The organism is Rothia sp. HMSC065B04 (genome assembly GCF_001812285.1).
In the GTDB taxonomy this organism is placed as follows: domain Bacteria; phylum Actinomycetota; class Actinomycetes; order Actinomycetales; family Micrococcaceae; genus Rothia; species Rothia mucilaginosa.
The window spans coordinates 668389-681810 of sequence record NZ_KV808408.1 but is presented as its reverse complement, the minus strand read 5'-3'; the positions used below and the strand labels follow the sequence as shown (position 1 = coordinate 681810).

Sequence of the window (13422 nt, the reverse complement as noted above, 5' to 3'; positions counted from 1 at the left end):
TCTATGGCCAAGTCTCAGACCGTAAAAGCTCGGGAGGGTGAAATTCTGGATCAGAATTTCATTACTCCCGGGCGTTTCCGGGAGCTAGACGGGTTCCGTGGCCTGGCTGCTATTACCGTGGTGATTTATCACCTGGGTGTTCCGGCTACTCAAAATTACCCGCGAACCGCCCCCTCGCCTTACGATATTCCTCTGGGCGAGCTGGGTGTTCAGCTCTTCTTCATTATTTCTGGCTTTGTAATCCTGCTCAGCGCTATCAAGAGCGGGTCGGCACTGAAGTTCGCGGTTTCGCGTTTTTCTCGTATTTACCCGACATACTGGTTTGCGCTGGCTGTATCAGCGCTGGTGTATTTCATCTATGGAAACCCCGGACGCCATATTACGATTCCGCAGACCCTAATCAACACAACGATGTTGCAACGCTTCCTGCGTGTGGATAACGTGGATCAGGTGTACTGGACGCTGGCAGTTGAACTGCAGTTCTACGTGATGGTCGCCCTGTACCTGATTATCAGGAAGGGAAAGATTTACCGTGGGGAGCTGACTACGATTCTGCTTACCTGGTCGGTTATCGGTACGGCTCTGTGTCTGCTTTTCCACCCTGAGGCTTCTCTCGGTGGAGCACCGAAGATGATTGTGTGGGCTGCGGTTGCGGAACATTCTTCGCTCTTTAGTCTGGGCATGATGTTCTTCATGTACAGTCATGATCGAAAGTTCACCTGGCACATTCCGTACTTTGCAATTCTGGCTTCCCTCAACGCAGCGCTGATGCATGATCTTGCTCATGGAATCGGTGTGGCGCTGATTAGCCTGGTGTTCTTCATCGTTGTATACCTGAAGAACGTTCCGGTACTTGCAAAGGGTCCGCTGAATTTCTTGGGACGTATTTCCTACCCCCTGTACTTGGGCCACGCTATGGTCGGCTATATGCTGGTGGATCTGTTCTACCCGGTGGCTGGTCCCTGGGGGGCACGTATTATTGCATTGGTTTTGGTGGTTTGCTTCGCCTACCTGGTGCATATTTCCATTGAAACTAAGGTTTCTGCATCCTTCCGTTCTTTCCTCACTCGAAAGTTGACTAAGGCATGACCTCTACACCAACGGCTCTATGGGTCGTTCCGGTTCCCGATTTTGGCGGGGTAGCTCGGCACGTTGTCGATATGGCACGTGCCGGGCTCCCCGGCTTTAACCTGGTGGTTCTCGCACCCGAGGGTAAGCTCACGAACCGCCTTGAGGAACTGGGCGTCACCGTCATCAAAGCTGACTTCGGCCCCGACTACGGTTTTAAGACTTCCTTTGCTTCTCTACAGAAGGCTATTGAGCAGGTCCGCCCGGATATCGTGCACAGCCACCTGGCGTATGCGGACGTTGTAGCGACCGCTGTAGTCAACGCGCTACGCATCCGTAGCGTCATCAAGCGCGGCACCTGTGTGCCGAAGCTCCTGACCACTGAGCACGGTATCGCCGGTAATGACTCCGTGTATCACGGTAGCTCTTGGCGTTCTAAGCTCATGGAGACCGTACACCGTGTGCGTCTGTGGGGTACCAATCAGGCGATTGCTGTTTCTCGTTCTACCGCTGATCAGATGCGTGCCAAGTGGGGCGCTCGTGGCGTGGAGCTGGTGTACAACGGCGTGGATATTCCCGAGGTGCACGCGGCTGTTGAGCAGCAGTGTGTGCCTGCTGATGGCGGTCCGCGTATTCTTTCGCTGTCTCGCCTGTCCCCTGAGAAGGGTATTGACGTGCTGCTGGACGCTTTTGCGCAGCTTCGTGCTGATTACCCGCAGGCTCATCTTGAGATTGCGGGCTCTGGCGATTTGGCTTCCGAGTTGCAGGCTCAGGCTCAGCGCCTGAAGCTGGGTGATTCGGTGACCTTTAGCGGTTTCGTTAACCCGATTGAGGCGATGGGCCGCAGCGACATGATTGTTCAGCTGTCGGTGTGGGAGAACTGCTCCTACACTCTGCTGGATGCTAAGGCAGCCGGCTTGAAGACGGTCGCTACCGCTGTGGGCGGCAACCCGGAGATTCTGGGCGCCGATGAGCTGGTGGACCGCCAGAGTGCAACTCTGACTCAGGATGTTCTGCAGGCTATGCGCGCGCAACTGCAGAAGGGGGAATCGGTGCCTTTTACCTGGATCTCAAACGCGCAGATGGCTGCTCAGACCGCCGAGATATACGCTCGTATTTTGGAGAAGAAATGACTGTAGCTCACTCTCAACCTGCATCTGGAACCCAGTATCCAGGTGCCGCATCGAGCAATGCCACTCGCTTTGGGCAGGCTGCGAAGGCTGAAGCAAAGTACCTTGCTGGTAGTGTGTCCAAGCTATCGATGCTCGATTTCTGGGCGGGGTTCGGCCTGATTTTTATTGGTATTACAACAGCGTTCTTCGCCATGCCAGTTGGAACTGTTGTGGTGATGGTGCTTGTACTATACAACTTGACTAAGCCTGCCAAAATCGAGAACACCTACAACGGCTTGTTCTTTACGATTCTTCTGTTGGCCATTGGCTGGGCACTATTTGAGACTTTGACGTTCAACAGCTTCCCTGTTGAATATGCGATTCGTCGTGCTGTGCGTATGGCGGTTGTGGTACTGCTTGCTCTGCAGATTGCGCAGAAGAAGATTGATATCCGTTCTCTACTGTTTGGTGTGGCCTTTGGCCTCTTGATCAACGTCATTGGCTTCTACGCGGGTATCGCACCTGATAACTATGGTGGTACGTTGACCGGTTGGCTCAATGATAAGAACCAATCGGGTCTGTACTATGCGCTTTTCGGTTTCCTCTTTGTCGCTATGGTCAGAAAGACAAGCCACCGTATTGCTGCTATTGCTGTTAGCGCGGGCATGTTGTGGCTGACTGGTTCTCGCACTTCATTGGCGGCGTACGCATTCGCCGTCCTGTGGTTGTACTTCTCCTACCGTCTGAATCTCTTCGGCAAAGCTGTTCTGGCGTATCTGTTCTATCTAGGCGTGAACTACCTGGAAGATAACTTTGCTCGTGCTGGTGCTTTCTCGGATCGCCTCGGTAGTGACCTATTGCGTCAGCGAATTGACGAAGGAATGTACCGCATGATTGATGTGGTTCCGTGGTACGGCGGCGGTTTGGGTACTGCACAGGTTCCGCTACAAGACCGATACTTTTACTTCCACAACTCATATATGACGCTGGTCCAGGAGGCCGGATGGGTCTATATGATTGTGGTTGTATCCTTGATGATTTCTGCCGCATTCATCTGGAAGCAGCAGCGTACTCAGCGCATTGTTATTGCCGAAGCCGCAATGGTGATTATCATTATTACCTCTCAGCGTCTTGGAGAGGTGATTCTGACTGTGCCGTGGGCTATCGTGGTGGGTCTTGCATTGCTGTACCTGAACCCGGATAAGGATCTGGATGCTTCAGATAGCGGACAGCAGGAACCAGGTGCTATGCAGAAGGTGCAGAGTAGCGATGAAAAACCTGCGCTGCAGAACGGCGAGCTCATCGAGAATGAAGCTCCTGCCTCTGTAACCCATCAAGAAACGCCTAAGAAGTTGACTACTTCTAAATCGTTTGACGTCAGTTCTATCCGTCAGCAGGCGAGGAAAGTATAACGATGAAAGAACTCTACATCGCCACCAATAACGGTGACATGGGTGGCGGCGAGGTCATGCTCCTGAATATTGCCCGCGCAGCCCGTAGCCTTGGCTACAAGGTCACTATCGTGGGTCCTTCCGAGCCGAAGCAGCTTGTAGAAGCCGCTGCGGATGAGGGATTCCCCCGTATAGTCTTGCCGGCTAAGAACCGCGCGCAGTACATGGTGGCTCTGCGTAGCTGGCATGCCCGCCATAAGGACGTTCTGCTGTGGTGTAACGGTCTGGTTCCCGCAGCGGCAACGGGCGGTCGTAAGAACCGCATCGTGCACCTGCACCAGCTTCCTACCGGCGTGAACGCGAAGCTCGTACCCTTTGCCCGCCATAAGGCATCGGTCACCCTGGTTCCGAGCCGTTATGTGGCACGTGCCTGCCCCGGTAGCGAGCTGTTTGCGAACTGGGTCAGTGGCGTGTCCACCGAGCTGGATCACCGTGTGGGGGAGCGCCGCCTCCGCGTCGGGTACCTGGGACGTTTGACCCCGTCCAAGGGTATTGCAACCCTGTGCCAGGCGATGAGCTCCTTGAACTCTAACGGTATTGAATACGACCTGGTGATTGGTGGCGAGCCTGTCTTTGCATCTGATGAAGAACGTGCTGAGGTTGAGGATGCACTAGCCCGTGTTGCTACGTTCAGCACGCGTTTGGGCTGGACTACCCCGGACCGTCTTTTCGGTGACATCGACATGCTCGTTGTACCGTCGATTGCCCCCGAGTCTTTTGGCTTGGTGGTCGCTGAAGCGATGAGCGCACGCGTCCCTGTGGTTGTCAGTGATGCTGGTGCTCTGTCGGAGGTGCTGGGCGGCGCGTCGTACCCGTACGTTGTGCCTGCTGATCAGCCGGTAGCTCTTGCACAGGCCATTAAGAGCCTGGGTACTGAGCTTCGAGAAGATACGGATGCCCTGGCGGAGCGAACCTCCGAGCTGTTCTGGCGATGGCAGGAAAACTACTCGCCTGAAGCAGGTAAGGTCCGTGTTGGTGAGATTCTGGAGCGTTTTATCCGCTAAGGTGCTTCTAAACGTATAAGCCATTCCCAACGGATATCCTCTCACTCAAACCCTGAAGGAAAATTATGACGACTACCCACCGTTACAAGGCCGCGGTTATCATTCCGTCTCGCGGTGGTGCAGATATTCTGCACTACCCGCTGGATGCGCTTGCCGCCCAGACCGAGAAGGACTTCCAAGTTATCGTGGTCCTCGACGGCGATATCGATAACAGTGAAGCTGTGCTTGACCGCTACATTGCCGAAGGCAAGCTGAACCTGACCAAGATCGTTTTCGAGGAGAACCGTGGCCGCGTGGCTGCGCTGAACGCTGGCCACCGTGCGGCTGATGCGGATGTCCTCATCCGTTGCGATGATGATCTTGAGCCGGCATCCGACTACGTCGAGGCGCAGATCCGCCTGCACCGTGATTACGACGGTGTGATTGGTACCTTGAAGAACGTGTACCCGGACACTCCCTACTCTCGTGTGTACGGTAACTTCCGCGATGCTCGATTCAAAGAGGGCGCCCTCAGCGTAGCTGAAGAAGGCCGTTGGCTGTACTGGAACGGCAACTCTTCTATCTCTGCGGAGTATTTTGAGCGTACTGGAGGCTACGACCCCGCGTACCGTCTCTACGGCTGGGAAGACGTAGACATGGGCAAAATGGTTCATGACGCTGGTGGCCGCATCATCATCTCTGATGAGGTTGAGGTCAAGCACTACGCCGAGGCTACCACCACTGCTGTGCGTGCCCTGCGTGCCCTGCACTCGGGTTCTGCCCGCACTATCTTCGTGCGTAAGCATGGTGAAGAAGCACACCCCGCCCCGAACCCGACGGGTCCGTGGGGTTTGCTGGTCAAGACCCTCGCTCGTTTCACCACCGAGAAGACCATTAAGGCTCTGGGCGATGCGAGCGATAAGATTCTGCTGAAGCTGCCCGCTAAGGCCGCTGAGAAGCTTGTGGCACTGCAGGTTGAGGCTGCATCTTACGCCGGTATTCACTACCCTGAGCGTGCTCAGAAAGTCTTTTAGGAGGAAAAGAAAATGTCACTCACTCAGCTCTTGACCTCCGCTCCGTTTACCGGGCCGAAGAACCCTGACGCGGTGCTCGCGGATATCCCGAAGAGCCTCAAGAAGCTTGCCCATCTGGCGCGCCGTTACGTGCCGCTGGTCAAGCCTGAGGCTACTGAAGAGATAGCAATTGCCCACGACTACCTGACTCAGCGTGGCGGTGCGGAGCGTGTTGTGCTGGCAATGCATCGTGCATTCCCTGACGCACCGATTTACACGACTTTGTACGACCCGGAGGGCACCTTCCCGGAGTTCAAAGATGCGAAAATCATCACCAGCCCGCTGAACAAGATTGGTTACCTACGTTGTAACCACCGCATGGCTCTGCCAATTCTGCCGATTGCTTCTTCTTTCCTGAAGGTACCGGCTGAGCGCGCTGTGGTATCGACGACCGGTTGGGCGCACGGCTTCAACTTCGCCGGCCGCAAGTTCATATACTGCCATTCGCCGGCGCGATGGCTGTACTTGAGCGATCAGTACCTGGGCGAGAAGAGCACCGGTCCCGTGCCGCTGTTGCTGAAGACCTTGCGTCCTGCACTGATGCTGTGGGATCACTGGGCTGCTCACCGCTCGGCTGTGTATGTGGCGAATGCGAGCGTCATTAAGAAGCGTATTGAGAATGTCTACGGTAAGAAGGACGTTCCGATTTTCTTCCCGCCGCACTCGGTAGACACCACCGCACCGGTTGAACCTATCCCGGGCCTGGAAGAGTTCACTGAATCGGACGATTATTTCCTGATTGTTTCTCGCCTGCTGCCCTACAAGAATGTTGATAAGGCTGTTGAAGCCTGCAATGAGTTGGGTAAGAAGTTGCTGGTGATTGGCCGCGGTCCGGAGAAGGAACGCCTGGAAGCGCTTGCGGGCCCGACTGTTCGTATTGCTTCGGGTGTTTCGGACGCGCAGCTTCGTTACGCGTACCGTCACTGCCTGGCACTGCTGGCTATCTCTTATGAGGACTTCGGTATTACCCCGCTGGAAGCGGGTGCTAGCGGCAAGGCCGTGATTGCCTATCGTGCGGGCGGCTTCCTAGATACCATTCAGGAGGGCAAGACCGGTATGTTCATCAACCAGCCGACCGTGGAGCAGCTGGTGGAAGCTCTCAAGGCTTTCAACCCGACTGACTGGGACGCTGACTATATCCGCGAGCACGTTGACGGTTTCTCGGAGGCTCGTTTCATTAGCCGTCTAAAGACGTACGTGCAGGCTCTGCCCGAAGACTAAAAAGAGCTAGGCTGCTCATAGAAGAAGGCGGGGCGGTAGAAACTATAAAGTTTCTACCGCCCCGCCTTCTTTGTGTCTTCTGGGAGGCCTAGCGGGCTTCTAGGAGCCCCTTGGCTAGCAGCTCGGGGATAAACCCCTCGATCTGCGGTCCCATGGTCTCTACGGGCTGTTCATACATTTCGCAGAGCAAATCGATAGCTTCCTGTAGAGACATTGGGTCCTCAAAGATACTCCAAATAATGGAGGCAGAATCCTGAAGAACAGACAGCTCACCATTGGCAAGATTTGCAAGATACGTTGCTGTGGGGGAGTACTTAGCGAACTCTTCAGAATGAACGTACGCGATGTTCTCGGGGATACCGTAGACGGTCTGGCGGGAATCTACCGGGTTGCTCATTTTTTCACCTTGATTCCGAAACGTTCAAAGAACTTGGCACGAATTTCAGCCTTGGTGGGGGTACGTCCCAGCTGCATCGCCAAGTGGTCCTTATTCACGAAGAAAATATTTTTGAGGGTGCGTAGCTTATCGTGCAGGGTGGTCGCCGCCTGCAGGCGCCCAACCCACTGAATATAGTGGGGGACGTCCTGAGAGACAGACAGCCACAGCAGGTAGTCGCGGTCGTCACGGTACTGCTCCAAGCCGCCCATAGCCGCGCTATACGCCAGGGATGAGTCAAGCTCCTCCGCACGGGCGCGCAGGCGCTGCCAATCGCTGTAGGAGAGCAGAGAGACCAGATAGTTAATATCTGCGCTGTAACGCGATGCCGCGCGGGCGCGGTGAAGCACCACGAGAAGACGCGCATCCAAATCGCTGGGGACGACGCAGGGACGGTGCGCGATCATGCGAGTCTTGCGCGCCGCCCAGACGCGGTCAAAAGCCTTCTCGTAGTCGCCGTGGCGTCCCAGACCGGGGAAGAAACGATGAATGTCGGTCAGACCCCATGAAGCGTGGTAGAGCGTCATCGCGTGTTCGAACACGGAGCCTGTTTCGAAGTGGGCTTGGATACGCCATCCATCTGCCAGAAGGATCTCTACAAAGCGGTCCACGTGAGAGGGACGGACAAGCAGATCAGCGTCGGAGCTGTACCTGCCCTTGCGGTAAATTTCCTGGGAGAAAGCGTAGCCTTTGACATGCATAATATCGATGGAGTGCATGTCGGCAATTCGCTGGAAGTAGGCGTGCGCAAGCCGAATCCGTGCCGCAAGAGGAGTGGTCTGCGGCTCCGGCGTATTGGGTGAGTGAGTGGTCACAATAGCCTTTCGGTGCACATGTATACCAGATAAGTATAAGGCGGGACGGGCAGAAAAACTGCCCATCCCGCCCTAAGTCGCTCCCTATGTTTTAGGGCGCTTATTACGTTATTACTTCTTGGTCGAGGACTTCTTTGACGACTTCTTGTCGCCTTCCTTGCCGTAACCGTAGTAGGTTGCATAGCCAACGTAGGCACTTGCGTAACCGAAGCCGTAGTAGGAGTTACCCAGACCCTTACGGGGAGCACGGTTCAGAACCATACCGAGGAGGTTAGCGTTGACCTTCTTCAGGATGTTGGAAGCTTCAGTCATCTGTTCACGGTGGCTTCGGCCGATAGAACCAACGAGAATCACGCCATCCACGGAGTGGGAGAGCAACGAAGCGTCGGTCACGGGCAGCAGCGGCGGAACGTCGACGACCACGATGAACTCTTCGGAGAGTTCGTTAATCAGCTGGCGCATCTTATCCGAGCCCAGAAGTTCGGAGGGGTTCGGGGGGATACGGCCTGCAGGCAGGACGAAGAGGTTCGACTCACCAAGCTGGTGCACAGCGTTAGCAATCTCAACCTGGCCAGCCAGAACCTGGGTCAGGCCAACCTTAGCGTCCAGCTTCAGCTTCTTAGCCACAGTCGGGCGGCGGAGGTCGGCGTCAATGAGGATGACGGGTGAACCCGCATCAGCCATTGCGCGAGCCAGCGACAGCGACACGGTCGACTTACCTTCACCGGGCACCGCGGAGGTGACGATGAACGAACGCGGGGGAGTGTCAACGTTCACGAAGCGCAGGTTGGTGCGCAACTGACGAATGGATTCCTGAGCGATGTGGTCGTCGGTGTCGCCCTTAACGATGTTGTCTTCGTTCAGGTCGTCACTGACGGGCAGAACACCGAGGACGCTTGCGCCGGTTGCCTTGGTAGCGTCGTCACGGGTACGGATGCGCTGATCCAGTGCACGGCGCAGGAAGATTGCCGCGTAGACCAGAACCAAACCGGTGCCAGCACCGATGAGCACGTTCTGCTGGTAGTTCGGAGCTACCAGCGGCGGGTTCACGCTCGCGTTATTCAGCGGAATCACGCGAACGGTGTTGCCACCGGTCGGGGTTGCGCCGGTGTTTTCGCCGTTCACCAGAGCCTGAGCGTTACCGGGGTTCTGCTCAATTTCCTTGATGTAGTCGGCAGTAGCCTGCAATGCACCGTTAGCAAGCAACTGTGCATTCTTCGGGGAAGAAGCCTTAGCGCTCACGGTAATCAGTGCAGCGTTTTCACCTGCAGTTGCGGTGAGGCTACCGCGAATTTGACCGGTGGTCATCGATAATTCGGGGTTGTTCTGCTTAATCTTCTGTGCCACGGCCTCAGAGGAGACGATAGCTGCATAGGAGCGAGCGCGCTCCTTAGCGGCTGTAGAGCCAGAGAGAACATCCACCGTACCGGATTCGCCCACGGTCACGTAGCCCGAGGAGGACGCGGCGTAGACCTTCGGCTGCAGTGATGCATAGCCGAAGCCCGCTGCGGCACCGACAACGATGCCAATAATCAGCAGCCAGAGGTTAGCCCTCGTGGTGCGGAAAAATTCCAAAATGGTCATGGTAGTGAGAATACTCCAGAAAGTTTGAGTTAGTGTACCTGCAACGTGGAGTGTTGTTGCAGGCGGTGAAGGGATACGAAAATCCCCTGGTGTTTATTAGCGGAGCAATCCGAGCAGGTAGCTACCGTAACCGCTCTTAACAAGCGGGGTAGCGATGTCGCGCAACTGCTCATCGGAGAGCCAACCATGGCGCCACGCAATTTCCTCCGGGCAACCAACTGACAGACCCTGACGGCTCTGAACAGTGCGGATGAAGTTAGTGGCATCAGCGAGTGAATCAAAGGTTCCGGTATCGAGCCACGCGGTACCGCGAGGCAGAACCTCAACCTTCAGTTTACCCTGTTCCAGGTAGACGCGGTTAAGGTCAGTGATTTCCAGCTCACCGCGCGGAGAAGGCTTAATCTGACGTGCATACTCTACAACCTTCGAGTCGTAGAAGTACAGACCCGGAATAGCGTAGTCGCTCTTGGGGTTCTCGGGCTTCTCCTCAATGGACAGTGCGTTGAAGTTCTCGTCGAACTCCACCACGCCGTAGGCGCGAGGATCAGCAACCCGGTAAGCGAAGACGGTTGCGCCGTCCTTCTGCTCGTAGGTGGCAAGCTGAGTACCCAGACCGGGGCCGTAGAAGATATTGTCACCGAGCACGAGTGCTACGGGGTCATTACCAATAAAATCGGCGCCCAGGATAAATGCCTGTGCCAGGCCATCAGGGGAAGGCTGCACCTTGTATTCGAGATTAATACCGAAACGGGAACCGTCACCGAGCAGTCGCTGGAACTGCTCCTGATCGGCAGGAGTGGTAATAATCAAAACATCGCGGATACCCGCCAGCATGAGAGTGGACAGCGGGTAGTAAATCATCGGCTTGTCATAGACCGGAGTGAGCTGCTTGCTAATACCCTGAGTGATAGGGTGCAAACGGCTTCCGGTGCCGCCGGCAAGAATAATTCCCTTCATAACTTCTTATTGTGTCATGTTTATCTCGTTGTTGAGGCATAAAAATCGCTATTTAAGTGGGTAAAATATACCGTATGGCTCACATTCTTGTTACCGGCGGTGCCGGTTTTATTGGTTCGAACTTTGTTCACCACCTCATCGATAACACTGATCACACTATTACTGTGCTGGATAAGATGACCTACGCCGCAAATGCTGCGTCTTTGGAGGGTCTTCCTGAATCCCGCTTCAAGCTTGTCGTAGGCGACATTGCCGACCGCGAGTTGGCTGACGAACTGGTCGGCAAGGCAGACGCTGTTGTCCACTACGCTGCGGAATCGCACAACGACAACTCTCTGTCCAACCCCGAACCGTTCATCCACACTAACCTCATCGGTACTTTCAGCCTCCTGGAAGCAGTCCGTAAGCACGGCACTCGCTACCACCACATCTCCACTGACGAGGTCTTCGGCGACCTCGAGCTGGACGATCCGGCAAAGTTCACCGAAACCACCCCCTACAACCCCTCTTCCCCTTACTCCTCCACCAAGGCAGGTTCCGACCTGCTCGTGCGCGCATGGGTCCGCTCCTTCGGTATTGAGGCCACTATCTCTAACTGCTCCAACAACTACGGCCCCTACCAGCACATTGAGAAGTTCATCCCCCGCCAGATCACTAACATTCTCTCGGGTCTGACCCCGAAGCTCTACGGCGAGGGCCTGAACGTTCGTGACTGGATTCACGCATCCGATCACTCTTCTGCTGTGCTGCGCATCCTGGAGCAGGGCAAGATTGGTGAAACCTACCTCATCGGTGCAGACGGCGAAGAGAACAACATCACCGTTCTGCGCACCATCCTGCGCCTGATGGGCAAGGACGAGAACGACTTCGAGCACGTGGTTGACCGCCCCGGTCACGACCTGCGTTACGCAATCGACGGTAGCCGCCTGCGTGCAGAGCTCGGCTGGGAGCCGAAGTTCACCGACTTCGAGTCCGGTCTTGCCGACACCATTAAGTGGTACACCGACAACCGCGGCTGGTGGGAGCCCCTGAAGGCTGAGGTTGAGGCGAAGTACGCAAAGGCTGGCCAGTAATGACCAAGGAATTGAAGGTTACTGAAACCGAGATTCCCGGCCTGCTCATCATTGACCTGCCGGTTCACGGCGATAACCGCGGCTGGTTCAAGGAAAACTGGCAGCGCGAGAAGATGGTCGCCGCCGGTCTGCCCGACTTCAACCCTGTGCAGAACAATATTTCGTTCAACGCTTCGGTAGGTACCACCCGCGGTATCCACGCCGAGCCGTGGGATAAGTACGTTTCTGTTGCGACCGGTCGTATCTTCGGTGCGTGGGTTGACCTGCGCGCTGGCGAGTCCTTCGGCAAGGTCGTCACCGTTGAGCTGGGTCCGGACACCGCAATTTTCGTGCCCCGCGGCGTGGGTAACTCCTTCCAGACCCTGGAAGAGAACACCGCCTACACCTACCTGGTGAACGACCACTGGTCGGCGGACGCAGTATCCGGCTACAGCTTCCTGAACCTTGCCGATGAGACCGTCGCAATCGACTGGCCCATCGACCTGGCGAAGGCAGAGCTCTCCGAGAAGGACCGTAACCACCCGCGTCTGAACGAGATCAAGCCCCTGGAAGCCGACCCTATCCTGATCATTGGCGCGGGCGGTCAGCTCGGCACCGAGCTGGTTCGCCAGCTCACCGAGCAGAACGTACCCTTCCTGGCTGTGGATCGCGACCGCCTCGACCTGGGCAAGCCCGAGCAGTGGCGCGATGCCTTCCGCTGGCGCTCCTTCCGCGCGGTCATCAACGCCGCGGCCTACACCGCAGTGGATCAGGCTGAGACCCCCGAGGGTCGTCGCGAAGCCTGGGCAGCCAACGCCCTGGGCGTGAGCGCGCTCGCCTCCATCTGCGAGGAAGCCAACCTGCCGCTGGTGCACGTGTCCACCGACTACGTCTTCGATGGCTCCCTGCCCCTGGGCGAGGAGTACCCGGAGGATTACCCCCTGGCACCGCTGAGTGTTTACGGCGCGTCCAAGGCAGCCGGTGAGGTTGCCGCCGCCGCGTGGCGTAAGCACTACACCCTGCGCACCAGCTGGGTTGTCGGTGCCGGTAAGAACTTCGTGGGCACCATGGCCTCCCTGGCAGAGCGCGGCATCGACCCGTCCGTGGTCGCCGACCAGTGGGGTCGCCCGACCTTCACCCAGGATTTGGCAGCTGCTGCTCTGCACCTGCTCTTCTCGGGCGCGGAATACGGCACCTACAACGTGTCGAACACCGGCGAGGTCATCAACTGGGCCCAGTTCGCCCGCGCGGTGTACGAGGGTACCGGCCACGACCCGGCACGCGTCAGCGACACCACCACCGAGGCCTACTTCGCCAACGTTGAGCTTTTCGCTCACCGTCCGACGAACTCGGCAATGGACCTGTCCAAGCTGATTGCTGCAGGCTTCACCCCGCGTGATCACCGCGAGGCGCTTGCCGCCTACTTGGCAGAAATGGGCTCCTAATCCTCTAAGGAATTGGCTCTATATCTGCTGACAACAGCATAAAAGGCGTGAAAAGCGCCATATCACAGGTTCCCGGCCCTTGAAGAAGAGCCGGGAACCTGTACAATATTGTCTTGGCCAAGGCGGTGGAATACACGAAACGTGTAGGTCCGTAACTGACGGTGGCTGGTTGGAAAGAGATTTCTGGCGCCAGTCCCTATTCCACTTGGCGCATAACTTCTAACC

The 13422-nt window shown here is 56.4% G+C and carries 12 protein-coding genes; 8 read left to right on the top strand and 4 right to left on the bottom strand.

Going from position 1 to position 13422, the window contains the following annotated elements:
• The first annotated feature begins 3 nt into the window (after window positions 1-3).
• The 6 genes from HMPREF2845_RS05965 to HMPREF2845_RS05940 all read left to right on the top strand — a co-directional run bounded on the left by HMPREF2845_RS05965 (window position 4) and on the right by HMPREF2845_RS05940 (window position 6908).
• Window positions 4-1089 carry an acyltransferase family protein gene (locus tag HMPREF2845_RS05965; RefSeq protein ID WP_049355028.1) on the top strand — a complete coding sequence of 362 codons (1086 nt, stop codon included), beginning with the start codon at window positions 4-6 and terminating at the stop codon, window positions 1087-1089.
• A complete protein-coding gene (locus HMPREF2845_RS05960) occupies window positions 1086-2201 on the top strand; it encodes a glycosyltransferase (RefSeq protein ID WP_049355029.1) in 1116 nt (371 codons plus the stop codon). Before HMPREF2845_RS05965 ends, HMPREF2845_RS05960 begins: the two co-directional genes overlap by 4 nt.
• Entirely contained in the window at window positions 2198-3592 is a 1395-nt protein-coding gene (locus HMPREF2845_RS05955; RefSeq protein WP_070634157.1) for an O-antigen ligase family protein, read from the top strand. The genes HMPREF2845_RS05960 and HMPREF2845_RS05955 overlap by 4 nt, the downstream gene beginning before the upstream one ends.
• Before the next feature lie 2 nt (window positions 3593-3594).
• The gene (locus HMPREF2845_RS05950) at window positions 3595-4635 is read left to right on the top strand and encodes a glycosyltransferase family 4 protein (protein ID WP_049346739.1); all 1041 of its coding nucleotides are present in this window, start codon (window positions 3595-3597) and stop codon (window positions 4633-4635) included.
• Window positions 4636-4700: 65 nt separating this feature from the next.
• Window positions 4701-5648, top strand: coding sequence for a glycosyltransferase family 2 protein (locus tag HMPREF2845_RS05945; RefSeq protein ID WP_049352040.1), 948 nt, complete (start codon window positions 4701-4703; stop codon window positions 5646-5648).
• 12 nt (window positions 5649-5660) lie between these two features.
• On the top strand, window positions 5661-6908 hold the full coding sequence (locus HMPREF2845_RS05940) for a glycosyltransferase (protein ID WP_070634156.1): 1248 nt from the start codon (window positions 5661-5663) through the stop codon (window positions 6906-6908).
• Between the two features lie 88 nt (window positions 6909-6996).
• Here HMPREF2845_RS05940 and HMPREF2845_RS05935 read toward each other — a convergent pair whose 3' ends face one another.
• The 4 genes from HMPREF2845_RS05935 to rfbA all read right to left on the bottom strand — a co-directional run bounded on the left by HMPREF2845_RS05935 (window position 6997) and on the right by rfbA (window position 10700).
• On the bottom strand, window positions 6997-7305 hold the full coding sequence (locus HMPREF2845_RS05935; protein WP_049346731.1) for a PqqD family protein: 309 nt from the start codon (window positions 7303-7305) through the stop codon (window positions 6997-6999).
• Window positions 7302-8159 carry a nucleotidyltransferase family protein gene (locus HMPREF2845_RS05930; RefSeq protein WP_049346869.1) on the bottom strand — a complete coding sequence of 286 codons (858 nt, stop codon included), beginning with the start codon at window positions 8157-8159 and terminating at the stop codon, window positions 7302-7304. Before HMPREF2845_RS05930 ends, HMPREF2845_RS05935 begins: the two co-directional genes overlap by 4 nt.
• A gap of 111 nt (window positions 8160-8270) precedes the next feature.
• Complete coding sequence (locus HMPREF2845_RS05925; RefSeq protein WP_049346727.1) at window positions 8271-9743, bottom strand: tyrosine-protein kinase domain-containing protein; 1473 nt, start codon at window positions 9741-9743, stop codon at window positions 8271-8273.
• Between the two features lie 96 nt (window positions 9744-9839).
• A complete protein-coding gene (rfbA, locus tag HMPREF2845_RS05920) occupies window positions 9840-10700 on the bottom strand; it encodes a glucose-1-phosphate thymidylyltransferase RfbA (protein WP_049346725.1) in 861 nt (286 codons plus the stop codon).
• A gap of 74 nt (window positions 10701-10774) precedes the next feature.
• Here rfbA and rfbB point away from each other — a divergent pair, with 74 nt between their 5' ends.
• On the top strand, window positions 10775-11773 hold the full coding sequence (gene rfbB, locus HMPREF2845_RS05915; RefSeq protein ID WP_044142793.1) for a dTDP-glucose 4,6-dehydratase: 999 nt from the start codon (window positions 10775-10777) through the stop codon (window positions 11771-11773).
• Window positions 11773-13197, top strand: a complete 1425-nt coding sequence (rfbD, locus tag HMPREF2845_RS05910; protein ID WP_070634155.1) for a dTDP-4-dehydrorhamnose reductase — start codon at window positions 11773-11775, stop codon at window positions 13195-13197. Before rfbB ends, rfbD begins: the two co-directional genes overlap by 1 nt.
• The last annotated feature ends 225 nt before the right edge of the window (window positions 13198-13422 follow it).